The organism is Rouxiella silvae (assembly GCF_002093625.1).
Classification (GTDB): Bacteria; Pseudomonadota; Gammaproteobacteria; order Enterobacterales; family Enterobacteriaceae; genus Rouxiella; species Rouxiella silvae.
Genome location: NZ_MRWD01000015.1, coordinates 41,516 through 65,113, shown reverse-complemented (window position 1 = coordinate 65,113; position 23,598 = coordinate 41,516). Strand labels below are relative to the sequence as shown.

At 52.9% G+C, this 23,598-nt stretch carries 20 protein-coding genes; 9 read left to right on the top strand and 11 right to left on the bottom strand.

The genetic code is table 11. From position 1 onward, the window contains the following. Positions 1–17: 17 nt before the first annotated feature. From BS639_RS08230 to BS639_RS08210, 5 genes are read right to left on the bottom strand one after another with little or no spacing between them, the layout of a single operon-like run. On the bottom strand, positions 18–764 hold the full coding sequence (locus BS639_RS08230; RefSeq protein WP_084982797.1) for an ABC transporter ATP-binding protein: 747 nt from the start codon (positions 762–764) through the stop codon (positions 18–20). After that, positions 761–1,591 carry an ABC transporter ATP-binding protein gene (locus BS639_RS08225; RefSeq protein ID WP_084982796.1) on the bottom strand — a complete coding sequence of 277 codons (831 nt, stop codon included), beginning with the start codon at positions 1,589–1,591 and terminating at the stop codon, positions 761–763. Before BS639_RS08225 ends, BS639_RS08230 begins: the two co-directional genes overlap by 4 nt. Further along, positions 1,591–2,505, bottom strand: a complete 915-nt coding sequence (locus tag BS639_RS08220; RefSeq protein WP_084982795.1) for an ABC transporter permease — start codon at positions 2,503–2,505, stop codon at positions 1,591–1,593. The genes BS639_RS08225 and BS639_RS08220 overlap by 1 nt, the downstream gene beginning before the upstream one ends. Beyond that, complete coding sequence (locus BS639_RS08215) at positions 2,502–3,515, bottom strand: ABC transporter permease (RefSeq protein WP_055779760.1); 1,014 nt, start codon at positions 3,513–3,515, stop codon at positions 2,502–2,504. The genes BS639_RS08220 and BS639_RS08215 overlap by 4 nt, the downstream gene beginning before the upstream one ends. Beyond that, positions 3,512–5,107 carry an ABC transporter substrate-binding protein gene (locus tag BS639_RS08210; RefSeq protein WP_055779756.1) on the bottom strand — a complete coding sequence of 532 codons (1,596 nt, stop codon included), beginning with the start codon at positions 5,105–5,107 and terminating at the stop codon, positions 3,512–3,514. Before BS639_RS08210 ends, BS639_RS08215 begins: the two co-directional genes overlap by 4 nt. A 245-nt stretch (positions 5,108–5,352) precedes the next feature. Between BS639_RS08210 and BS639_RS08205 the strand changes: the two genes are divergently transcribed. Continuing rightward, positions 5,353–6,477: a dipeptidase gene (locus BS639_RS08205; protein WP_055779753.1), complete on the top strand. Its 1,125-nt coding sequence runs from the start codon at positions 5,353–5,355 to the stop codon at positions 6,475–6,477. A 133-nt stretch (positions 6,478–6,610) separates the two neighbouring features. Here BS639_RS08205 and BS639_RS08200 read toward each other — a convergent pair whose 3' ends face one another. The 3 genes from BS639_RS08200 to BS639_RS08190 form a co-directional block, all read right to left on the bottom strand. Next, the gene (locus BS639_RS08200; RefSeq protein WP_139804064.1) at positions 6,611–7,744 is read right to left on the bottom strand and encodes a hypothetical protein; all 1,134 of its coding nucleotides are present in this window, start codon (positions 7,742–7,744) and stop codon (positions 6,611–6,613) included. Between the two features lie 604 nt (positions 7,745–8,348). Beyond that, positions 8,349–9,530: a mannonate dehydratase gene (gene uxuA, locus BS639_RS08195; protein WP_084982793.1), complete on the bottom strand. Its 1,182-nt coding sequence runs from the start codon at positions 9,528–9,530 to the stop codon at positions 8,349–8,351. A gap of 51 nt (positions 9,531–9,581) precedes the next feature. Then, complete coding sequence (locus BS639_RS08190; protein WP_055779741.1) at positions 9,582–10,895, bottom strand: MFS transporter; 1,314 nt, start codon at positions 10,893–10,895, stop codon at positions 9,582–9,584. A gap of 285 nt (positions 10,896–11,180) precedes the next feature. On the opposite strand from BS639_RS08190, the gene BS639_RS08185 reads away from it, so the two are divergent. Next, a complete protein-coding gene (locus BS639_RS08185) occupies positions 11,181–11,867 on the top strand; it encodes a FadR/GntR family transcriptional regulator (RefSeq protein ID WP_055779737.1) in 687 nt (228 codons plus the stop codon). Between the two features lie 177 nt (positions 11,868–12,044). Here the strand turns inward: BS639_RS08185 and hutG are convergent, their stop codons facing one another. The 3 genes from hutG to hutC all read right to left on the bottom strand — a co-directional run bounded on the left by hutG (position 12,045) and on the right by hutC (position 15,005). Beyond that, entirely contained in the window at positions 12,045–12,851 is an 807-nt protein-coding gene (gene hutG, locus BS639_RS08180; protein WP_055779733.1) for an N-formylglutamate deformylase, read from the bottom strand. Beyond that, entirely contained in the window at positions 12,848–14,098 is a 1,251-nt protein-coding gene (gene hutI / locus BS639_RS08175) for an imidazolonepropionase (RefSeq protein ID WP_084982792.1), read from the bottom strand. Before hutI ends, hutG begins: the two co-directional genes overlap by 4 nt. A 121-nt stretch (positions 14,099–14,219) precedes the next feature. Beyond that, positions 14,220–15,005, bottom strand: coding sequence for a histidine utilization repressor (gene hutC, locus BS639_RS08170; protein ID WP_082457423.1), 786 nt, complete (start codon positions 15,003–15,005; stop codon positions 14,220–14,222). A 181-nt stretch (positions 15,006–15,186) separates the two neighbouring features. On the opposite strand from hutC, the gene BS639_RS08165 reads away from it, so the two are divergent. The 7 genes from BS639_RS08165 (at position 15,187) to hutU (ending at position 23,510) form a co-directional block, all read left to right on the top strand. Then, complete coding sequence (locus tag BS639_RS08165) at positions 15,187–16,554, top strand: formimidoylglutamate deiminase (protein ID WP_055779726.1); 1,368 nt, start codon at positions 15,187–15,189, stop codon at positions 16,552–16,554. A gap of 8 nt (positions 16,555–16,562) precedes the next feature. Further along, positions 16,563–17,159, top strand: coding sequence for a HutD/Ves family protein (locus BS639_RS08160; protein WP_084982791.1), 597 nt, complete (start codon positions 16,563–16,565; stop codon positions 17,157–17,159). 302 nt (positions 17,160–17,461) lie between these two features. After that, positions 17,462–18,460, top strand: a complete 999-nt coding sequence (locus BS639_RS08155) for an ABC transporter substrate-binding protein (RefSeq protein WP_084982790.1) — start codon at positions 17,462–17,464, stop codon at positions 18,458–18,460. A gap of 125 nt (positions 18,461–18,585) precedes the next feature. Then, the gene (locus BS639_RS08150) at positions 18,586–19,362 is read left to right on the top strand and encodes an ABC transporter permease (protein ID WP_370518098.1); all 777 of its coding nucleotides are present in this window, start codon (positions 18,586–18,588) and stop codon (positions 19,360–19,362) included. Continuing rightward, complete coding sequence (locus tag BS639_RS08145) at positions 19,359–20,144, top strand: ABC transporter ATP-binding protein (RefSeq protein WP_055779714.1); 786 nt, start codon at positions 19,359–19,361, stop codon at positions 20,142–20,144. The genes BS639_RS08150 and BS639_RS08145 overlap by 4 nt, the downstream gene beginning before the upstream one ends. A gap of 94 nt (positions 20,145–20,238) precedes the next feature. Continuing rightward, a complete protein-coding gene (gene hutH, locus BS639_RS08140; protein ID WP_084982788.1) occupies positions 20,239–21,789 on the top strand; it encodes a histidine ammonia-lyase in 1,551 nt (516 codons plus the stop codon). Positions 21,790–21,827: 38 nt separating this feature from the next. After that, positions 21,828–23,510, top strand: coding sequence for a urocanate hydratase (hutU, locus tag BS639_RS08135; RefSeq protein WP_084982787.1), 1,683 nt, complete (start codon positions 21,828–21,830; stop codon positions 23,508–23,510). The last annotated feature ends 88 nt before the right edge of the window (positions 23,511–23,598 follow it).

Here is a 23,598-nt window from a genome sequence, read left to right as displayed (position 1 = left end):
ATAGTTGTGGTTAAGCCTTAATCGATTTCCGGTTCTTCGAGGTTTAGGCTGAGTTTTCTAAGCTCGGCTGTATGCGGATGTGTCACATTACCCGCCCGTAGATCGTTCGCACTTACAAGCTCGACCATTTGACCACCGATCATCACTCCAATTCTGGTGCAAAGATGCGTTACCACCGCTAAATTGTGGGTGACAAGCACATAGGTCAATTTCTTTTGCTCACGGATGTCAGTCAACAGGTTCAAAATCTCGGCCTGAACCGACACGTCGAGTGCGGACGTCGGTTCATCGAGCAGCAAAATCTGAGGTTCAGAGATTAAGGCGCGGGCAATCGCCACGCGTTGACGCTGGCCGCCTGAGAGCTGATGCGGAAAACGAAAGCGAACGCTCTGCGGTAACGCGACTTCATTGAGCGCATCGGCAATACGTTTTTCGATATTAAGAAAGCCGTGCACCTCCAGCGGTTCGGCCAATATACGGTCGATGGTTTGACGGGGATGCAGCGAGCCGTAGGGGTCTTGAAACACCATTTGCACACGACGATAAAAGCGCTTTGGGCGTTTGGGCAACTGCGGTTCACCGCCGATGTCCATCGTGCCCGACCAGTGCTGATTAAGCCCGGCCAGCGCGCGCAAAATGGTCGATTTACCCGAGCCGCTTTCGCCGACAATGCCAAAGCTCTCGCCGTTGTCAACGTTGAAACTGACACCCTTCACCACCTCGGTATCACCAAAAGAGATGCGCAGTTGATCTAAATTAATCATGATGTTTTCCACGCCTCGTCGCGTACCAAAATCGGCAATCGGTCCCTTGGGTGCAGCAGGGAGGGCAGACACTCCAGCAGGCCGCGGGTGTAAGGGTGTTGAGCATGGCGAAGATTACCGGCTTGCAGCGTTTCAACAATGCGTCCGGCGTACATGACCGCCACTCGGTCGCAAAACTTTGACACCAGCGGCAGGTCGTGGCTGATCAGAATCAACCCCATGCCGCGGCTGGAAACCAGGTCATCGAGCAGGCGCAAAATTTCAGCCTGCACCGTGGCATCGAGTGCGCTGGTGGGTTCGTCGGCAATCATTAGCTCAGGATCGGGGGCGAGCATCATGGCAATCATGACTCGCTGGCCCATGCCGCCGGAGACTTCGTGAGCATAGCGCTGGGCAACCTTGTGCGGATCACGAATTTTCACCTGATCCAGCAGGTCAATAGCCGCTTCCATGGCCTGTTTCTTGCTGCCGCCTTTGTGCGTTTGCCAGGCTTCTGCCACCTGTTTACCAATCGACATCACGGGATGCAGCGAGTATTTCGGGTCCTGCAAAATGAAGCCAACGCGCTTGCCGCGGATCTGCCGCATCTGTTTTTCGCTGGCGTTGCGCAGGTCAATGCCATCAAATGATAGGGTGTCGGCGCGGCACTTGGCGCTGGAAGGTAGCAGGTTCATCAGGCAGCGAGCGGTCAGTGACTTGCCCGATCCGCTTTCACCCACGATGCCGAGCTTCTCTTTGCCCAGTGAAAAGGAGACCCCGCGCACGGCGTCAAAGCTGCCGCTGCGAGTTTCAAAAGTGATATGTAAATTCTTGATATCGACCAGCATTAGCGTTCCTTAGGATCGAGGACGTCACGTAAACCATCGCCGAGAAAGTTAAAGGCCAACGAGGTGACAAAAATAGCGATAGCCGGAATAAGCGGCACCCACCATTCGCTAAACAGGAAACGGCGCGCGGTGGCAATCATCGCACCCCATTCCGGCGAAGGCGGCTGTGCGCCCATGCCCAAAAAGCCCAGGCTGGCGGCGGTGATAATGATTGAACTCATATCCAGCGTCACGCGCACCACCAGACTCGGCACGCACAGTGGCATGATGTGACGCATAATGATGCGCGCTGGCGTTGCGCCGGTTAAGCGGCAGGCGGCGATATAGTCCGTGCCGCGCACCTGCATGGTTTCAGCGCGGGCGAGACGCGCGTAGGGCGGCCAAGCGGTGAGGGCAATCGCGAGTATCGCGCTCTCTATGCCTGGCCTTAATGCAGCCACGAAGGCCAGCGCCAAAATCAAACGTGGGAAAGCCAGAAACACGTCGGTGATACGCATCAGAATACGGTCAATCAACCCGCCCGCGTAACCTGCCACGCAGCCAATCAGCAGACCGAGCGGGGCCACAATCGCGACCACGATAATGACCATGCCGAGGGTGATGCGACCGCCGTAAAGTATGCGGCTCAGCGTATCGCGGCCTAGTTCGTCAGTGCCCAGAAGATGCAGCGCAGAGGGTTTGGCCAGTCGGTTTGCGAGATCCTGATCCCCCGGATGATATTGGGTGAGCAGCGGCGCACAGAGCGAAATCGCCAACACGATGAGCACGGTAATAAGGCCAATCAGCGCCAGCGGGTTAGCGCGCAAACCGAGCCAGATGCGGTAGCGTCTGCCCCATACCGCCTGCGTGCGTGTTTTAGGAGTTTCATCGAGCAGCCAGGCCCGAGACCCCGGTCGTGAAGTTAAGCTGGTCATTTTACGCGAGGATCCAGAAGTCGATAGAGAAGGTCGGCCAGCAGATTGAGCAGCACATAAATGGCGCCAATCAGCAAGGTAGAACCGATGACCGGGTTCATGTCGGCATTCATTAGCGAAACGGTGAGGTACTGGCCGAGACCCGGCCACGAGAAGACATTTTCTGTCACCACCGCGCCCTCAAGCAGCCCGGCATAGGTCAGCGCCAGCACGGTAATCAGCTGAACGCCGACCGTCGGGAACGCATGCTTCCAGATAACCCGACGGGCAGACAGCCCTTTGGCCCGCGCGGTTATCACGTATTCCCCGCTGAGTGCGTTGAGCATGAAGGTGCGGGTCATGCGGGTGATATAGGCCATGCTGAAATAGGCCAGAATCAGCACCGGCTGCACCATGTGCGCCAGCGCATCCCAGAACGCACCGGTGTCTCCCGCCAGCAGCGAGTCCACCGTGAGCAGTCCGGTCACCTGCGGGATCATGTCCTGATAAATGATGTCCTGACGGCCTGGACCCGGCGCAATACCCAGCACTGAATAGAAAATCAGCAGGCTGAGTAACGCCAGCACGAATACCGGCAACGAGTGTCCTGCGAGGCACACCACGCGAATGGTCTGGTCAATCCAGCTTCCCTGACGCGTTGCCGCCCACACGCCAAGTGGAATGCCGATGACCGCCGCGATAATAATCGCGGCGGTGGCAAGCTCGAGCGTAGCGGGGAAGTAGCGCGCAATATCACTGGTGACCAGATTGGAGGTTAGTGCAGAGCGGCCGAGGTCGCCGTGCGCCAACTGGCTGAGATAGTGTAAAAACTGCATCCAAAGGGGCTGATCCAGCCCCATTTCATGACGTACACGTTCGACTACCGATTCCGGCGCATTATCGCCCACTGCGGCCAGCACCGGATCTGTCGGCATTACCCTGCCAATGAAGAAGGTAATAACCGACAGGCCAAACAAAGTAAGACAAACGCTGATGCAGGTACTCAGAAAACTATTGAGTCTCTTGCTCACGCTTTAACAACCTTCTCGTATGGGCTGGTGCTCATGACAGTTAATACCACGCCGGTGATGTCGTGGCGGCAGGCGGCGGTCAGCGTCGGCTGGAACATAATCATGAACGGGCTGCTTTCCATATGCTGCGTCTGCAGCTGCTCATAAAGTTTGATGCGGGTCGCAGGGTCAGACTCGTGCAGGGCCTGGGTGCTGAGGTCAGAAATCGCCTTATCCTGCCAGCTACAGCGCCACGCCAGCGTGCGGCTCTTGGCTTTGTCGCTGTTGTCAGGGTTGCTGCAGAACGCTTCGGCGTTGGAGTTGGGGTCAAAATAGTCGGCACCCCACTGAGTCAGCGCCAACTGCTGTTGACGGGCACGCATCTTGGTCAGAACCTGACGGCTTTCTGCGGCCAGCAGCGTGACTTTAATGCCGATTTCACCCAGATTGGACTGAATGGCCTGCGCGATATCGGTAGACGGCGAGGCGGAGTAATGGTCGAGCGTTATCTCAAAACCATTAGGGAATCCGGCTTCGGCCAGCAGCGCTTTGGCTTTAGCCACGTCGCGTTTGTACATAATAGCGTTCACCGCTGCCGGGAAACCTTCTGGCAGGAAGCTCTGATGAATCTTATGGGTCAATGGAATAATGTGTTGTTGAATACCTTCGTAATCAATCGCCCATTTAATCGCCTGCCACACCTGCGGTTTCGACAGGTTAGGGTGTGCCACATTGCCTGAAACCATTAACGTACCCGCAATGCCTTTCTGCACCAGCGTGAAATTTTTGTCATCTTTTAGTGGACGCAACTGCTCGGTCGTCAGGTTACGCGCAATATCAATATCGCCTTTTTGCAGCATCAGCAGTTGTGCAGAAGGGTCAACGATGTGGCGCATAATCACGCGCTCAATTTTACCGGCGTGCGGATTGTTTTTATTGCTTTCGAGAATAACCGTTTCACTGACCTTCCAGGTGCGCAGCTTAAAGGCACCGGATCCGGCGCTGTTGGTCTTCAGCCAGGCGTTACCCAAGTCGTCGCCTTTCTGATTGGTCATGCAGGCGGATTTTTGCACGATGCTGCCAACGTTGGCCGACAGACAGTAAAGGAGGAAGGACTCAGACGCCGGTTCAGTCGTAGTAATCACCAGCGTTTGCTCGTCAGGGGCAGTGATCATCTGTTCAACGTTGTCTTTTGTGTAACCAAACTGATTGATGATATAGGCTGGGCTTTTATCAAGCTTAACGACGCGTTGCAGCGAGAATGCGGCATCCGAGGCGGTGACCGGCGTGCCGTCGGCAAATTTGGCTTTCGGATCCATTTTAAAGGTGAAGGTTTTTTTATCGTCAGAAGTGGTCCACGACAGGGCCAGGTCGCCTTCAATTTCGTCTGCGGCGGTGAGTTTAGGTTTCACCAGTTGTTGATACATATTGCCGGTCACTTCGCTACCGACAGATTCGAAGGATTCATGCGGGTCAAGGCTGGTAATGATGTCCAACTGAATTGCCATCACCAGTATTGATTTTGGGGTGGCGGCGAAAACATTGTTGAAACTCAAATATGATAAAACTGGAATGGCTGAAAAACCGGTAATAAAATTACGCCTTGTGACCATGATGACTCCCATCGTGTTGATATATATACTTAAAATTTAAAATTATGTTTTCTAACCCTTGACTTGTTCGCTGCGCTTTGTCTCTAATGGACGCCATCACAGCTGCGCCAGCATGCGCCGTTTTTCACAAGAAAATATAATGTGAAATTCTGCTCATCATTGGTGCGATTCAGAAATGAATTGCACCTTTTAAGAGCGAGGGCTGATTGATTCCTGTCGTGCTTAACCAAGGGTAGACCTTTTTTATGAATAGCAAAGTCAATGAAACTGAAAGCCTGGTGCCGGTATTTGACGGACATAACGATGTTTTAATGCAACTTTGGTTAAATCATCGCCAAAATCCAGAGCAGGCATTCCTCGAAGGACCCGCTTGCGGACAAATGGACCTGTCGCGCTGTCGTGAGGCAGGCTTTGCTGGAGGCCTGTTTGCGGCCTATGTACCCTCTCCAACGTTCCCTGACCTAGCTGAACAAGCAAGTATCGTGCCGAGTTCGGGTATAGACACTCGATTCTTGCTCGAAGGTGTTAATAAACATCCTGATTTTTCTCCTACACCAGATTTGAATTCTGCGCGCGACATCACAATTGGCATGATGGCGTTTTTACTGCGCATTGAAAAAGCTTCCGCAGGCGCGGTAAAAATCTGCCGAAACGCCGCAGAAATTCGTCAGTCGATACAAAATCAGGCATTAGCTGTAGTTATGCATATAGAAGGCGCGGAGGCGATTGACCCCGACCTTTACCTGCTCGACGTGTTTTACGCCATGGGCCTGCGCTCGATTGGACCGGTCTGGAGCCGACCAAACATTTTTGGCCACGGCGTGCCGTTCAAATTCCCTTCAACGCCGGACATTGGCCCAGGTCTTACCGAGTTGGGCATCAAGCTGGTGAAGGCCTGCAACCAGAAACGCATTATGGTCGACCTGTCGCACCTCGATGAAAAAGGCTTTTGGCAGGTCGCGCAACACAGTGATGCACCGCTGGTGGCCAGCCACTCAAACGCGCATACCTTGAGTGCTCAATCGCGTAACCTAACTGACAAACAGCTTGCGGCTATTAAAGAGAGCAACGGCTTTGTTGGCGTTAATTTCGGCATGTCATTCCTGCGCGAAGATGGCCAAAAATCGGCTGACGCCACTGTTGACGAAATGGTACGCCACGTCGATTATCTGGTTGAAAAATTGGGTGAAAACAACGTGGGGTTCGGCTCTGACTTTGATGGCGTAACTTTAACGCCGGACATGGTTGACGTGCGAGGCCTGACCAAGCTGGTCGCGGCATTGCGTAAAGCGGGATACAACCAGCAGGTGCTGGAAAATATTTGCCATAAGAACTGGGTAAATGTGTTAGAACGCACTTGGGGGCAGTGACCGTTTCATAAGGAGGGGGTCTAAGGCCTGCGCTGCGCTTACTGGGCAGCGCCAAGACCCCGATAATTCGCTCACACCGCGTAAGTCTCAGTCCGTGAACATTAGCATCGGATAAAAATCGGCAACCTCTACGTCAAATTCTGCTTCTTTTAGAAGATTTTTTTAATGCCTTTAAGAGGCTAACTCCAGAGTCTGACAAATAAAACCGGCGATTGCTCTCTTCAATCAGGCCTAATTCATTGAGCTTGTCAATTGATGAGTCAATAATGTTTGGAATAAACTTTCCGACTGAATGAGCGTCGTTTTTTGTTATACCAATAACGGATCTAGAAAATTTTAATATTTCATATGCGTTTACGTTACTCTTTATATAGTTTAACTGCTTATTAAAGTTAAAACTTTGCTCTTTCAATATTGAAGTTTGAGTCAAACAGTCTGAGTCTGAAGGTTCCGACAGTGTAATAACCTCAACTTCATTCCTTCGTGGTTGAAATGCGTTGATTGTAGGAGGTGATTGCCTTTGGGGTGCAGTATCGTCTATTTTTGATAATCCTTTAGCGATCATTGTTGTCAGTTTTTTCTCACTTATTTCTTTAACCGGTAAAGTCATCCGCTTTTCTAAAAGTAAGTTATTTAATTTGTTTTTTTTATACTTTGCAAGGATAGCAGGAACTGCAGCCAGCATTATTCCTTCATCAAGATACGTTCCTTTTGCAATTTCAGATACTACGCTGTGGTTTTCAATAGGTAAGTGATATAAAAGGGCCGTCGTAAGCATAAGTCTTTCACTATGAGGTGTGGTGTTTCTCTCACGTTCAGATTTCTTGACTAAATAATTGAATTTAGTTGTTAAGAGGCTGATGTATTTCATGCGGTTCTTAGAGAACTCATCTGGAGTAATTTTATTACTTTTACTTTGTCCAGGTTCATTTCTAGCTTGAGGAACCCTACGGGGGGCTTGTTGTTTACGTCGATCTCTGCTCGTGAGAGGGTCAGGGAAAGATGTTCTGGTATGTTCTCCCATCTGGCGTATCGCAGGAAACGGCCGAGTTCCTACTGACATCATTGACTGCTTATAAACATGCTGATGTCCGCTGTAACCTGACGGTTGAGTGAAAGGTTCAGGATGGTTAGATAGCGGACCGAATACCTGTGACGGGTTAATAGAATTTATCCTTGAAGGAATACTCGCCATTGTTAATGCTGCAGAGGAGAGCTTTGCAACAGGTGCTGAAGTGCAGATCGTATTTTTTCCTATAGAATACATTCCCCCTCCTAATGATAGCGTGTTTTTATTGGTTATATCGTGTTGATGCGACATAATATTTATTACGATGAAGATGTAAACTTTGATCGTCTATTAAAATCCTGTATGCAATTAATGGGCAGTTATTTTAAGTTACAGGTTTTTATCGTATCAGGACTGTGAACCGTGGACTGAGATGTGGTTATCAAGATCAGGCTGTTCGGAATGAATTTATGGTCATCAGGAAAGGGTTATAAAAGAAGGATTTATTGTGCCGCTTATGATTTTATTCAGAGTTTTCCTTAAAGAGTAGAGTAATTTCTGATTTTTTCCAGAAGTAAGAAAACGACCTGAATCCCGATTAAACTTTTATTTAAAACTCAATTGACGGATTCAGACTGCCACGCTCGATGTTACTCATAAACATTACAAACATGAGAATGGCATTCATCAATGAGGACAAAAAGCGTAGAGAGGCAAGAGGTGCGCTTTCCACCTCTTGCCCGGTTGCGTCGCTGTGCGCCAAATGCACATTGATGCATTAAAACTGCAAAATATTCTCAGTGTTCAATGCTGTTAAGATTTAAACATTGAATTTTTGCGATAAAAAATTTTCAAATGAAAATCAGAGCCCTAACGTCTGCTTTAACGCGCGTTCTACGCCCCTCAGTTCAGCAAGTCCACGTAATCGACCTATCGCTGAGTAGCCTGGATTGGTTTTCTTCTTCAGGTCGTCAAGCATCTGGTGGCCGTGATCCGGACGCATCGGAATCGGGCGCAAATCATTGGCACCTCGGCGACGCTGCTCCTCGGTAAGAATCGATTTGATAATCGCCACCATATCCACGTCGCCGTCAAGGTGATCTGCCTCATGAAAGCTGCCCGGCGTAGCCTCACGCGAGGTGGCGCGTAGATGAATAAAATGAACCCGGTCGGCGAAGGTATCGAGCATTTTTACCAGGTCGTTGTCTTCACGAACGCCATACGAACCGGTGCAAAAGGTAAACCCGTTGTGCACGCTGTCCACCGTTTCTTTCAGCCAGTGCATATCTTCAATGGTTGAAACGATGCGGGGCAGGCCGAGGATAGGGCGCGGTGGGTCATCAGGATGTACCGCCAGACGCAGGCCGTGCTGCTCAGCAATCGGTACGATGGCGCGCAGGAAATAGGCCAGATTTTCGCGCAAACCGGCCTTGTCGATGCCGTCATAAGTTGCTAAACGCGCGCGGAACTGGTCCAGCGTGTAGCCCTCTTCGGCACCGGGTAGACCGGCGATGATATTGGCAGTCAGTGTCGCAGTCTCTTGCGCTGACATGGCGGCAAAATAGTCTGCCGCCTGACGTTGCTCCTCGGCTGAATAGTCTGTCTTCGCGCCGTCACGCTGCAAAATGTGCAGTTCAAAGGCCGCGAAGGCGGTCTGGTCAAAACGCAGCGCGCGTGAGCCGTCGGGCAGCAGGTAGCCCAGATCGGTGCGGGTCCAGTCAAGTACCGGCATAAAGTTGTAGCAAATGGTGGTGATACCACAGGCAGCAAGATTGCGCAGCGACTGCTGATAATTGGCGATGTGCTGTTCACACTTCCCGCTGCGGGTTTTAATCTCTTCATGCACCGGAATACTCTCGACCACTGACCAGACTAATCCTTTTTCCGCCAATTCTGCCTGCCGCTGTTTAATCGCCTCGACCGGCCAAACCTCGCCGTTGGCAATGTGGTGCAGTGCGGTGACTACACCGGTTGCGCCAGCCTGACGCACATCATCGAGCGAAACCGGATCGTTAGGGCCATACCAGCGCCATGTTTGTTCCATTTTTAACTCCTCATTAATGCAAGGTAGCGGCAAAGTCGCCACTACCAATGTTTAGACGGCCTCGGCCGATTCGATGGGGTCTTTAACGATAAAGAAATACGACAGCGCGCCGGCGAAGGTGACGCAAGAGCAAACCACTAATGCCCAGTTAAATGAGCCGGTAGTGTCGAGCACCCATCCAGTAACGATCGGCGCAAAAGAGGCAAAAATAAAGCTGCCAAAGTTCTGGATACTGCTCACTGACGCCACCATGCGTGAAGGTGCGATGATTTGAACCAGTCCCCAGGCAGAGGTGCCGGCAAAGTGAATAAAGAACAGTGCCAGACTGATAAAGGCCACTGCCATGGCGGTACTGGATGACTGAATGACCAGCAGAGTGCACGCCGCCGAGCAGACCAGCCCGAAGCAAATCAGTGTCTTGCGGCTTTTTAACAGCGAATAACCCTTGTTTGCCAACCGGTCAGCGACTACGCCGTTGACCAACATACCCAAAGAGCCAAACAGGAAAGGTATCGCCGCAACCCAGCCTGTATTGGCCAGACTCAGGCCACGTTCGGCTTGCAAATAGCCGGGTAACCAGGCCAGATAAAGCCAGCCGGTATAGTTAACGCCGCTAAAGCCGAGGATCATGCCCCACACGGTGCGGCGTTTAAAAAGCGATCCCCATTCACGCAGGCTTAGGCGTGTTTTAATCGTGGGCTTGCTGCCTTGATCAAGATAGGCGGTATCTTGCGCAGACAGGTCCAGCTGTTCGCGATTGCGATACCACGCATACCAGCAAACGGCGATAGCAATCCCCGCCACGCCGATGATCACAAACATCATTCGCCAACCGAAGGCCAGCATCAGCGCAACCAGAATTGGCGGTGCAAACGCCTGACCTAATGTAGTGGATGAGTTAAAAATCCCCATCGGCAGGCCACGTTTTTTAACATTAAACCAGTCATTGACCACTTTTACGCCGCTGGGCATAAACGGTGCTTCACCTATGCCAAGCCCGATGCGCAGCATAATGAAATGACTAAAGCTGTTAACGCTTCCTGCCAGCGCCTGCATCACCGACCAAAACAGTAAACCCCCGCCAAGCACAATACGCGGTCCGAAGCGGTCAAGCAGGATCCCGCTCGGCAGCTGAGAAATACCGTAGGAGAGAGAAAACGCTGACAGCAGAAAACCAAATTCAGTTGCAGAAAGGCCTAGATCGCTGCGGATCGCCTGATTAGCAATCGAAAGTGAACCGCGGTCGAGAAAGTTGATAATCCCGGCCAAGAACAGCAGGGTAAGTGAAACGGTTTGGATGCGTTTTATTTTGTTCGATCTGGCGATGTTTTCCGGCAGTACGCTGTCCAGAGAAGAAGCTTGCATAGCCTGTCCTTATTTATGTTTTTTATCGTAGAGGCGGTAAAAGAGATGCCTGCTGGCCCAATCGTCTGCTGGTCAGGCCATCAGGCCTGTGTATAATTCAGCAGTATTAAACAAATTAATGTGATCAATGCGACAATATTGAACTTCCGTTTCAATAGGCTACAGGCGACGCGCAGCGACGTTTGGCGCTATCATAGCGTCATAAATATTGCGCGAGAGTGGCTATGCGGTTCTGAAAGTCAAAAGTAAATCAGGCAGATAGCTGACATTAAATCGGGGAAATAAATGGAATTACCAACGCTGAAAGTAGAAAGACTTTACCGCCAAATTTCTAATTTACTGATTGGCTATATTAACGGTGGCCAATTTCTGCCGGGCCAAATGATCCCCTCCGAGCGCGACCTGGCTAAGCAGCTTGGGGTCAGTCGTTCATCGATCCGCGAAGCACTGATAGCCCTTGAGATAACCGGCTGGGTCGAGATCCGCACCGGCAACGGCGTTTACGTCAGCAATCCTCTTCCTTCGCAGCACAGCGGTGCGGTTGAAGAAGAGTTCAGTTTGCAGTCGCTGATTAAAGCCCGTCAAATTTATGAGTGCACCACCGCCGAGCTTGCGGCGTTGAACGGCACTGACGATCAGCGTGAAAAGTTGGCAGAAATTAATCGAGAACTGACCCAATTAAGCATCAATAATCGGGTTTTTCTAGCGGAAGATAAGCGCTTTCATCTACAGATTAGCGAGATGACCGGTAACGAAGTCTTGCGCGACATGATGGAATACTTGTGGAACAAACGAGAGTCGGCACGCTTTGTTCGCCTTGAATCGCACTATGCAGAAACTGATTTTCCTTTACAGATGAACGCCGATCATCAGGCAATTACCGACGCCATACTGGCGCGCGACCCGGTTGGCGCGAAAAAAGCCATGCAGTCGCACCTACAGCACGTCTACGACCGGCTGTTTAATGAATAAGTAGGGGGCAGAGTTTTTTGCTCCGCCTTCCCCCGCTGAAAAAAGCGTGAGAAGGGGCTAAAGGCTGTGTCTGACCCCATCAGTTAAATTGCAAAAATTAACGGTGCTCGCGGTGATCCCCTCCCCATTTATGGGGAGGGTTAGGGTGGGGGAAAGTCGTCAACGGATCATACAAACTCAACCATACTGCTTTTCGCCCCAGTGCAGCATGCCGCTAAGCATCGGCTTGAGTACGGCCTGTAGCTGCTCGGCCTTCGCCGGTGCGTAAGGATAAGGCTCAATCTCGTCCATATAATTACACTGTGCCAACTCGAGTTGAATGGCGTGCTGATGATTCTCCGGCTGACCATAGGCGCGGGTAATGTATCCGCCTTTAAAACGCCCATTCAGCACGTGCGTAAACTGATTCTGCGCATCACAGCACGCCTCAACCACGCTAATCAGTCCCGCTGCGCAACTTTCACCGCTGTTAGTTCCCAGATTTAAATCAGGTAACTGCCCGTCGAACAGGCGCGGAATAACCGAGGCAATCGAGTGGGCGTCAAACAGCATGGCATAACCAAATTTCTGTTTGATGCTGGCCAGCTCCTGCTGAATCTTCTGGTGATACGGCTGCCAAATTTCATCGAGATAAGTCTGACGCTCGGCATCCGTTGGCTGCTGGCCTGCCTTAAAGGTCGGGCGACCGTCGAACAGCGTATCGGGATAAAGCCCGGTGGTGGCCGTGGTGTAGAGGGGTTTGTCATCGGCCGGCCGGTTTAGGTCAATCACAAAGCGCGAATACTGGCCAATGATAATGCTGGCACCCAGCTGTTTGGCAAAATCATAAAGCTCGGGAATATGCCAATCGGTATCGGAAAGCGGCAGGGCGTCGTCGCTCAGGCCGCTGGCCACGTCCGGCGTCAGGCGGGTACCGGCGTGGGGAATGCTTATCAACAGCGGTGCGCTACCCTGAATAAACTGGAACGGGTTGGCAATACTCATAAACGAATTTCTCCTCGATAAACAACGGTGCAGGGCAGTTGTCCACCCAACCAATAAACCAGTTCTGCCGGACGCGCCAACGGCCAGTGCACAAAGTCTGCAACCTTGTTAGCCTCTAAGGTGCCGTGCGTGTCCTGCAACCCTAACGCTTTAGCGCCGTAGCAGGTAATGCCCGCCAGTGCTTCTTCGGGCGTCATGCGAAACAGCGTGCAGGCCATATTGAGCATCAGGCGCAGTGACAGCGCCGGAGAGGTGCCCGGATTTGCATCGCTGGCCAGCGCCATCGGTACGCCGTAGCGACGGAACAGTTCCACCGGCGGACACTGGGTTTCGCGCAGCAGATAAAATGCGCCAGGCAGCAGTACGGCGACGGTGCCACTGGCAGCCATCGCCTGAGCGTCTGTTTCGGTAGCGTATTCAAGATGATCGGCAGAAAGCGCGTGATGGCGAGCCGCCAGTGTGCTGCCGTGCAAAGAGGAGAGCTGTTCGGCATGCAGTTTCACCGGCAGTCCGAGAGCCGTCGCTTTGTTAAATACGCGCTCCACCTGATCGGGTGAAAAGGCCAGGTGCTCGCAAAAGGCGTCTACCGCATCGGCCAGACCTTCTTCCACGACCTTCGGTAGCAGGCTTTCACAAATCAGGTCAATATAATCATCGGCTTTGCCTTTGTACTCAGGCGGAACCGCGTGCGCGGCCAGGCAGGTTGACGTGACTTCAACCGGCTGTGTGGCGCCGAGCTGGCGGATCACCCGCAGCATTTTTAGCTCGCTCTCTTCGCTAAGCCCATAGCCTGATTTAATTTCGATGCAGGTCACGCCTTCTGCCAGCAGCGGACGCAGGCGGAATTCAGCTTGTTCAAGAAGTTGTTGGTGGGTAGCGCTGCGGGTGGCGTTTACCGTGGAGAGAATACCGCCGCCCTGAGCAGCAATGTCGGCATAGCTCACGCCGTTGAGGCGCTGCTCGAATTCCGCGCTGCGGTCGCCCCCAAACACCAGATGAGTATGGCAGTCAATAAAACCGGGGGTGACGATGCCACCGCCAAAGTCAGTGCGCTGCCCTGTTGAGAAGTCAGGGCATTCGCTGAGCGGCCCAATCCACAGAATTTTACCGTCTTTTACGGCCATTGCGCCGTTTTCAATGATGTTGTAGCGCCCGTCGCGCAGGGTCACTAAATCCGCACCAAACCACAGACTGTCGCAGTGAATTTTTCCCTCGAATGAGGACTCGGAATGCAAGGGTGCCGCCATGAGACTCTCCTGACAAAAACGTATCTTGTATAGACAACCAAAGACAAGCTAGCGCATAAAACATCAGGCGGCAAGCACGGCAGCAATAGCTTTTACTTATAACTTACCGTGAAGCACTAATTTAACCATGGCTGGTGAAGCGGCCAAAAAGCTGGTAACGCGAGCCGGGATAGAGTAGCCGCGCTGAGGTGACCACCTGATTGCCACTCCAGGTGCGGCGGTGGATAAGCAGGCACGGCTCATGCTCTTTCAACTGCAAATGTGAACTTTGGGAGGCGCTGGCGCTTACCGCTTCTACCCGATGCTCGCCCGAGGTGAGCGGCGCAACTTTCATTAAATAATCGTAGGGCGTTTTATTGCTGTAAACCTGCTGCAAATAGTCTGGCGCCGTTTTAGGGTTCACAAAACGGTCTTCAATCTGCACGGGAATATCATTCTCAAAGTGCACAATTTGCGAATAGAACATCTGTTCGCCGCGCGCGATGCCGAGCTGCAACGCCTGTTCCGCATCAGCAGGGCGGGCTTCGCATACCAGTATTTTACTGCTATGTCGGTGGCCACGTTCGGCAATTTCATCAGCGATATTATGCACTTCGAGCATCGGCGTATAGGCTTTTGCCTCGGCCACAAAGGTGCCAACGCCCTGCATGCGAATTAAAAACCCCTCACTGGTCAGCTCGCGCAGTGCGCGGTTGATGGTCATTCTGCTGACGCTGAGTTCGTTAACCAGTTCGCTCTCTGAAGGCACGCGTTGGTGAGGTTGCCATACGCCCGCGCGAATTTGACCGATTATCGCCTGTTTAACGCGCTGATAAATCGGGGCCGGGGTATCGCTTATCGCCGCAGACAGCTGCGACAAGATTTGTTGTGACACCACCTGTTGTTCGGACAACGGTTGGTCTGACATGCCACTCACCTCACTTATTAACTTTATTTTAAAAAAATGCGACATCGAGAGTTTACAGTTCTCCGTGGCGTATGTATATGTATAGACAAGTTGGTGAATAAAGTCTCAAAAGTTGGATCAAAATGTCTATTTTGCCGTTTTTTAATCAATCAGGAACTTCAACCTAATCAGGACCACAGCTATGCCTGCATATTTTGCCTCTCGCGCGCTATTACCCAGCGGCTGGGCACACAACGTCCGCTTTGATGTTAACACCACGGGCTATATCAATGAAGTCGTAGCCGACGCCAGCGATGAAGGCTGTACGCGGTTGAAAGGTTCGGTTATTCCAGGCATGCCAAACCTTCATTCGCACGCCTTTCAGCGCGTGATGGCCGGGCTTGCTGAGGTTGCCGGCGATCCGCAGGACAGTTTCTGGACCTGGCGCGAGCTGATGTACCGCATGGTTGGTCGTTTAACGCCACAGCAGGTTGGCGTCATTGCTCGCCAGCTGTATATCGAGATGTTGAAGGGCGGTTACACCCAAGTCGCAGAATTCCACTATCTGCATCACGATACCGAAGGTAAAGCCTATGCTGACCGCGGTGAAATGACGGCACATCTTAGCCATGCCGCCGAGCAGGCGGGTATTGGTCTTACTATGTTGCCAGTGCTTTACAGCTATGCCGGTTTTGGTGCCCAAGCGCCTCAGCACGGCCAGCGTCGATTCATTCAAGACGCCGAAAGCTATTTAATCCAGCAGCAGATTATCGCCAAACAGATTGCCCATAAAACGACCCAAAATCAGGGCTTGTGCTTCCACTCGCTGCGTGCCGTTTCGCTGGAGCAAATGCAGCAGGTACTCGGCGCAAGCGATGCGAAGCTGCCGGTGCATATTCACATTTCCGAGCAGGTGAAAGAGGTCAATGACTCACTGGCCTGGAGTGGACAAAGGCCTATTGCATGGTTGTTCGATAATCTCGAGATTGATGCGCGCTGGTGCCTGATACACGCGACGCATCCTGACGCATTCGAACTTAAACAGCTGGCGAGTAGCGGTGCAGTGGCGGGACTGTGCCCCACCACAGAGGCCAATCTGGGTGACGGCATTTTCCCAGGGGTTGATTATCTCGCCCACGCTGGCCGCTGGGGAATCGGTACTGACAGCCACGTTTCGCTTAGTGTAATTGAAGAGCTGCGCTGGTTTGAATACGGTCAGCGGCTGCGCGATACCCGCCGTAATCGACTGACTACAGCTAATAATGCCTCCGTTGGCGACGTGCTCTACAGTCAGGCGCTGGCGGGCGGCGCTCAGGCCTGCGGGACGGCAATTGGCAAGCTTGAGAAAGGCTATCGTGCAGACTGGCTGGTGCTCGATAACGACAGTCCTTATCTGGCGGCCGCAGACGACGCACAGCTGCTGAATCGCTTTATTTTTGCCGGTGATGTCTCACAAATTAGAGACGTGTGGGTTGCTGGAGAGGCTAAAATTATTGATGGACGCCATCCGCAACAGGCGGAAGCGGCGGCAGATTTCCTTGCTTTGCTTAAGCTTCTCGCTCAGAACTAGGAGTCGGTATGAGCCCAGTGTCATCTCTTCACGATAGCCTGACATTTTTTACCGTTCAGAGTCTGCCGGTCACCCCGTGGCGCAACGGCGGCGGCGAAACGCGGGAAATAATCAGCACACCGCAGGACGCCAGCGACTTTAACTGGCGCGCCAGCATTGCGACCATCGCGCAGGATGGCCCGTTCTCGGCGTTTCCCGGTATCGATCGCTCAATTACGTTGTTAACTGGCGAGGGCGTGCATCTGTTTGCCGAAGGTGTGGTCGATAAACAGTTGACGACCCCAGCCGAGCCTTTCGCCTTTTCCGGCGACGTGGCGCTGATGTCACGCCTGACCGGCGGCGTGACCACCGATTTTAACATCATGACCCGTCGGGGCACCTGTCGTTCGGTGGTCTCGGCAAAAACTGAAGATTTTTGTGCGCCATTGCTAATGGGTGGCGTGCTGTTGGTGCTCAAAGGTGAGTGGCTACTGCAAGGTGAGAAAGCCCTTACCACCGGACAAGGCGTAGTGTGGACGAACGCTCAGGATGTGACCCTTGAACTGCTACTGACTGCCCAATGTGCTGACAGCCAACTGCTTTGGGCGGCAATTTTACCGCAGTAAACCCGATTTACTGCGGTGAACCAAATGCAGTGCGCCAAAATAGCGCGCGGTGCACACCGGATTGCACCGTCGCGGTGGACAACATTTCTTCGGTCACGATTTGGTTATGCACTCTGATATCAATAGTGGCGGCAGAGCGCGGATTTTTAAGTTCCTGGCACGAGTTAAGGCATCAATTAATAACTGGCATAAACTTTGCCTAATCTACTTGCTAACTTGTATAGACAAGACTAGACAGAGGCTCGGCTCATGACTCAAAGAGCCATTTAATTTAAGACAGGTACTTTCGACAGGAGTGGCAAATGAGCAAAAAGTTTTCCAAAGCCGGACTGAAAAAATCCTTTACCTTATTGAGTTTGGCCGTGACCTTCGGCTGCGCCAGCGCCGGTGCTGCACACGCGGCGGATACGCCGGTGGCGATTGGTATTTCTGGTTGGACAGGTTTTGCCCCTCTTACGCTGGCCGATAAGGCCGGGATCTTCAAGAAAAATGGTCTGGACGTCACCCTTAAAATGGTGCCACAGCAGTCTCGTCACCTGGCAATTGCCTCCGGTTCGCTTCAGTGCGCTGCCACTACCGTAGAAACCTATTTGACCTGGAACGCCGCCGGCGTGCCGATCAAGCAGATTGTGCAGCTTGATAAGTCTTATGGCGCAGACGGCATTGCCACGCGTCAGGGTATTAATAAAATTAGCGACCTTAAAGGCAAAACCATTGGCGTTGACGCGCCTGGCACTTCTTCCTACTTCCTGCTGGCGTGGATACTTGATAAAAACGGCATGTCTATGAAGGACGTCAAGCTGGCAACGCTGGGCCCAGACGCCGCTGCGCACGCCTTTATCGCCGGTCAGAACGACGCCGCCGTGACCTATGAGCCTTATCTGTCGAGCATTCGCCAGAGTCCTGACAAGGGAAAAATTCTGGCTACCACCCTGGAATATCCAATGGTGATGGATACGCTGGGCTGTACGCCAACCTTCCTGGAAAAAAATCCAAAAGCCGCACAGGCGCTGGTCAACAGCTATTTTGAAGCGCTGGATATGATCAAGAAAGAGCCTGAAAAGTCGAATGAAATTATGGGTGCAGCGGTGAAAGAAACCGCTAAGCAGTTTGCCGAGGAGTCGAGCTATTTGCGCTGGCAGGACCTTGACCAAAATAAAAAATTCTTCAGCGGCGAAATAACCAGTTTCAGTAAAGAAGCGGCCACGCTGCTGACGCAGATGAAAATTTTGCGTAAAACGCCGGACATCAGCACCTTGTTTGACCCGCAGTTCGTGAATAACGCCACGGTCGCGAAATAGTGATCAACAAGAAGGAGAGGGTAATGCAACGTTCTGTTACTGACGTCGCGCCGAACCGCTCAGAGTCCGTCCAACGCGAGCCGGCACCGTTGCCGGCGAGCAAAAAGGTCTGGCACAACCCGATGATGGTTCCGCTGCGACCGGTTGCTGCGCGTCAGCGCTGGTTTCTTGGCTTTTGTTTCTTTGTGGTGTTTTTTGCCGCCTGGGCGCTGGTGACCTTTACCGGCGCGGTGTCTCCGACTTTTCTGGCCAATCCGGCCAGCATGCTGGAGGAAGGCTGGCTGCTGTTCACCCAGTTCAATTTTGCTAACGACATTGGTATGACAGTGATGCGCGTGTTGGGGGGCTTTGTATTAGCCTCTATTATTGCCGTACCGCTGGGTATTTTGATGGGATCTTATAAGCTTATCGAGGCCTTTTTCGAGCCATTTGTCTCATTTTGTCGCTATCTGCCCGCGTCGGCGTTTGTGCCTTTGCTGATCCTGTGGGCCGGTATCGGCGAGATGCAAAAGATTCTGGTGATTTTTATCGGTTCGTTTTTCCAGATAACCCTGATGGTGGCGGTGACCGTGGGCGCGGCGCGTCGTGATTTGGTCGAGGCTGCGTATACCTTAGGTGCGACCAACCGCAGCGTAGTGCGTCGGGTAATTATTCCCGGGGCGGCACCTGAAGTGGCCGAGTTGCTGCGTTTAGTACTCGGTTGGGCCTGGACTTATGTCATCGTCGCCGAGCTAATTGGCTCTTCCAGCGGTATCGGACACATGATTGTCGACAGTCAGGCGATGCTCAATACCGGACAGATGATTTTCGGCATTATCGTCATCGGCTGCATTGGTTTGTTGTCAGATTTCCTGTTTAAAGCGGCCAACCGTCGCATGTTTGTCTGGAGTTCGCTGAAATGAATTATCCAAAACTGAGCGTTCGTCAGGTGGAGCGCATTTTTACCGGACCGAAAGGCGAGAAAACGCAGGCACTGCTGCCGGTGGACTATCAGGTTAACGAGAACGACTTTATTACCATTCTCGGTCCGTCGGGCTGCGGCAAATCTACGCTGCTGCGTATTGTGGCCGGGCTAGACCAGCCAACGCGTGGAGAAGTGTGGCTCGACGGCGAGCGGGTGGAGGGTCCGGGTGCCGATCGTGGCATGGTGTTCCAAAGTTATACTCTGTTTCCGTGGCTGAGCGTGCAGCAAAATATTTGCTTCGGCCTAGAAGAAAGGGGGGTTAGCAAGGCGGCGCAAAAGGAGCGCAGCGACTACTTCATTAATAAGGTCGGCCTGCGCGGCTTTGAGCACCACTTTCCGCGCCAGCTTTCCGGCGGCATGCAGCAGCGGACCGCCATTGCCCGCGCACTGGCTAATGACCCGAAAATCTTGCTGATGGACGAGCCGTTTGGCGCGCTGGACAATCAGACCCGTGTGATGATGCAAGAGCTGCTGTTGTCGATTTGGGAGTCGTCGCGAAAAACGGTGCTGTTTGTGACCCACGATATTGACGAGGCGATTTTTATGGCTAACAAAGTGGCTATTTTCAGCGCCCGTCCCGGAAGAATTAAAACAGAGGTGGCGGTCGATTTCCCGCATCCGCGTGACTATCGTCTAAAAACGTCGCCAGAGTTTATGGATCTCAAAGCGCGAGTCACGGAAGAGATCCGCGTCGAAACATTGCAGACGCAGGAACACTAAAAGGCGGGTGAAAAACCCGCAAAGCAACAAAATCCCCGGAGAGGTGCAAGACCGGGATTTTGTTTACCCTAACTTGTCTATACAGGAATAGATTATGGCTTCTTCATCCACAGATATGACACTTTGCCATCTGCAACCCGGTCAGGTTGATTTGTCCACGCTGCGTAAGATTTATCAGGGCAATGTGCGCATAGAACTGGCTGATTCAGCTCGCGCCAACGTGCTGGCCTCGCAGGAAACGGTCAAGCGCATTGTTGAGCAGGGACGCGTGGTTTATGGAATTAACACCGGCTTTGGCAAACTGGCGCAAACCAGCATTCCCGCCGAACGCCTGGCCGAGCTGCAACGCAATCTGGTGCTCTCACACAGCGTTGGCATTGGCGCAGACCTGCCCGATAACGTGGTGCGTCTGGTGATGGCGACCAAGGTCCTGAGCCTGTCTCGCGGCCATTCAGGTATCCGTATTGACGTCATCGAGGCGCTGATTACGCTGTTTAACGCCGGTGTGATGCCATGTATTCCTGAAAAAGGGTCAGTGGGCGCATCCGGTGACCTGGCCCCGCTTGCACACCTTTCGCTGATGCTGATTGGGGAAGGTGAAGTGCGCGTTAACGGTGAAAAAGTTTCTGCAATAGAGGGTTTGGCTACTGTGGGGCTTGAACCGTTCGTGTTGGGGCCAAAAGAGGGACTGGCACTGTTAAACGGCACGCAGGTTTCCACGTCACTCGCGCTGCGCGGTCTGTTTGAAGGCGAACGCGTCTTTGCGGCGGGTCTGGTGGCCGGTGCGCTGTCGCTGGAGGCGATTCAGGGGTCAGTTAAACCTTTAGATCCGCGTATTCATGAGGCGCGCGGTCAGGAAGGCCAGATTGCGGTGGCGGCGGCGGTATCCAAACTGCTTGAGGGCAGTGACATTGTCACTTCACACGCCAACTGCGGTCGCGTGCAGGATCCGTACTCCATTCGCTGCGTGCCGCAGGTAATGGGTGCATGCCTGGACAATCTTAAGCATTCAGCGCGAATTTTGCAGATTGAAGCCAACGCGGCGTCAGATAATCCGCTGGTGTTTGCCGAAAACGGCGACGTTATTTCTGGCGGTAATTTCCACGCCGAACCGGTGGCCTTTGCCGCTGATATTATCGCGTTGGCGGTGGCTGAAATTGGCGCGATCTCTGAGCGTCGTCTCGCGCTGCTGCTCGACACGGGCCTTTCTGGGCTGCCTGCCTTCCTGGTCAATGACGGTGGCGTTAACTCCGGTTTTATGATTGCACAAGTTACGGCCGCCGCACTGGCGTCCGAAAACAAGTCTCTGGCTCATCCCGGTAGCGTAGACAGCCTGCCAACCTCCGCCAATCAGGAAGACCACGTGTCAATGGCCACTTACGCCGCGCGTCGCCTAGGCGACATGTGCTTTAACACCGCCGTGGTCGTGGGCATTGAAGCCATGGCAGCGGTGCAGGGCATCGATTTTAACCGTCCGCTAAAAAGTTCGGCAGTGATGGAGGGCGAAATCAGCGCGGTGCGCGAAAAAGTCGCCTTCCTTGAGCGCGACCGCCTGATGGCACCGGACGTCGAAAATATGCGCCTGTGGGCCAGCCGTGAATTCTGGCCAGCGGCGGTACAGTCTTTATTACCCAGCTTTAATTAACTTAAAAAAACAAATTTTACATTATCGAGGAGTGAAAAATGAATTCACCACAGAAAACCGCCGTTGCCCGCGTTGTTCGCGCCCCGCACGGAACCGAATTGAGCTGTCAAAACTGGCTGATTGAAGCGGCCTACCGCATGATTCAAAACAACCTCGACCCCGACGTTGCAGAGCGTCCGGAAGACTTGGTGGTGTACGGCGGGATCGGTAAAGCAGCCCGCAACTGGCCGGCGTTTGAAGGCATCTTGCAAAGCCTGCGCGACCTGAAAGAAGACGAAACGCTGCTAGTGCAATCCGGTAAGCCAGTGGGCATATTCCGCACCCACACGGATGCACCGCGCGTGCTGATTGCCAACTCAAATCTGGTACCACACTGGGCCAACTGGGAGCATTTTCACGAGCTGGATAAAGCCGGGTTGATGATGTACGGCCAAATGACTGCCGGTTCATGGATCTATATCGGTGCGCAGGGCATTGTGCAGGGAACCTATGAAACCTTCGCCGAAGCGGGCCGTCAGCATTATGACAGCAATCTGCGCGGTCGGTGGATCCTCACCGCCGGTCTGGGTGGCATGGGCGGTGCACAGCCTTTGGCCGGTGTGTTGGCAGGCGCTTGCGTATTGGCGATTGAGTGCCAGGAGTCGCGCATTGATTTCCGTATTCGCACCCGCTATCTGGACTACAAAGCCCACAGCATTGACGAAGCCTTGACGATGATTGAAAAGGCTTGTGCCGAGAAAAAAGCCATTTCTGTTGGCCTGTTGGGCAATGCGGCTGACATCATGCCTGAGCTGGTAAAACGTGCTCAGCAGGGCGGCTTACGTCCTGATATCGTCACGGACCAAACCTCGGCCCACGATCCGCTGAATGGCTATCTTCCGCACGGCTGGACTCTGGATCAGTGGCTAGCCGCCCGCGAGTCAGACCCTCAGTCAGTGATTAAGGCTTCGCGTGCGTCCATGGCAGTGCACGTTCAGGCGATGCTAGACTTCCACGCGATGGGCATTCCTACTGTGGACTACGGCAACAATATCCGTCAGGTCGCGAAAGACCAGGGCGTGGCTAATGCTTTTGATTTCCCAGGCTTTGTTCCTGCGTATATTCGTCCGCTATTCTGTGAAGGCAAAGGTCCATTCCGCTGGGTAGCGCTTTCGGGCGACCCTGAGGATATCTACAAAACCGACGCCAAGCTGAAAGAGCTGTTCCCAGACAACGCCAACCTGATCAATTGGCTGGACATGGCGCGGGAACGCATTGCCTTCCAGGGCCTGCCGGCACGCATTTGCTGGCTGGGACTGGGCGAGCGCCACATTGCCGGTCTGGCGTTTAACGAAATGGTACGCAACGGCGAGCTGAAAGCGCCGGTGGTGATTGGTCGTGACCATCTTGATACCGGTTCGGTGGCGTCACCTAACCGTGAAACCGAGGCGATGAAAGACGGCTCCGATGCTGTATCGGACTGGCCATTGCTCAATGCATTATTAAACACCGCCGGTGGCGCAACGTGGGTGAGCCTGCATCACGGCGGTGGCGTGGGCATGGGCTTCTCGCAGCATGCGGGAATGGTGATTGTTTGTGACGGAACAGAAGCCGCCGATAAACGTTTGGAGCGTGTGCTGTTTAATGACCCGGCCACCGGCGTGATGCGTCATGCCGATGCAGGCTATGAGCTGGCGATTGAGTGTGCTAAAACTCATGACGTGAATATGCCGATGCTGTGATTGTGTGACAACGTCACGATGACATTTTCAGCATAGCCGACGGACAGGGGGCGCAGATCTTCTGTCCGTTTTTTCTTGACGTTCTCTA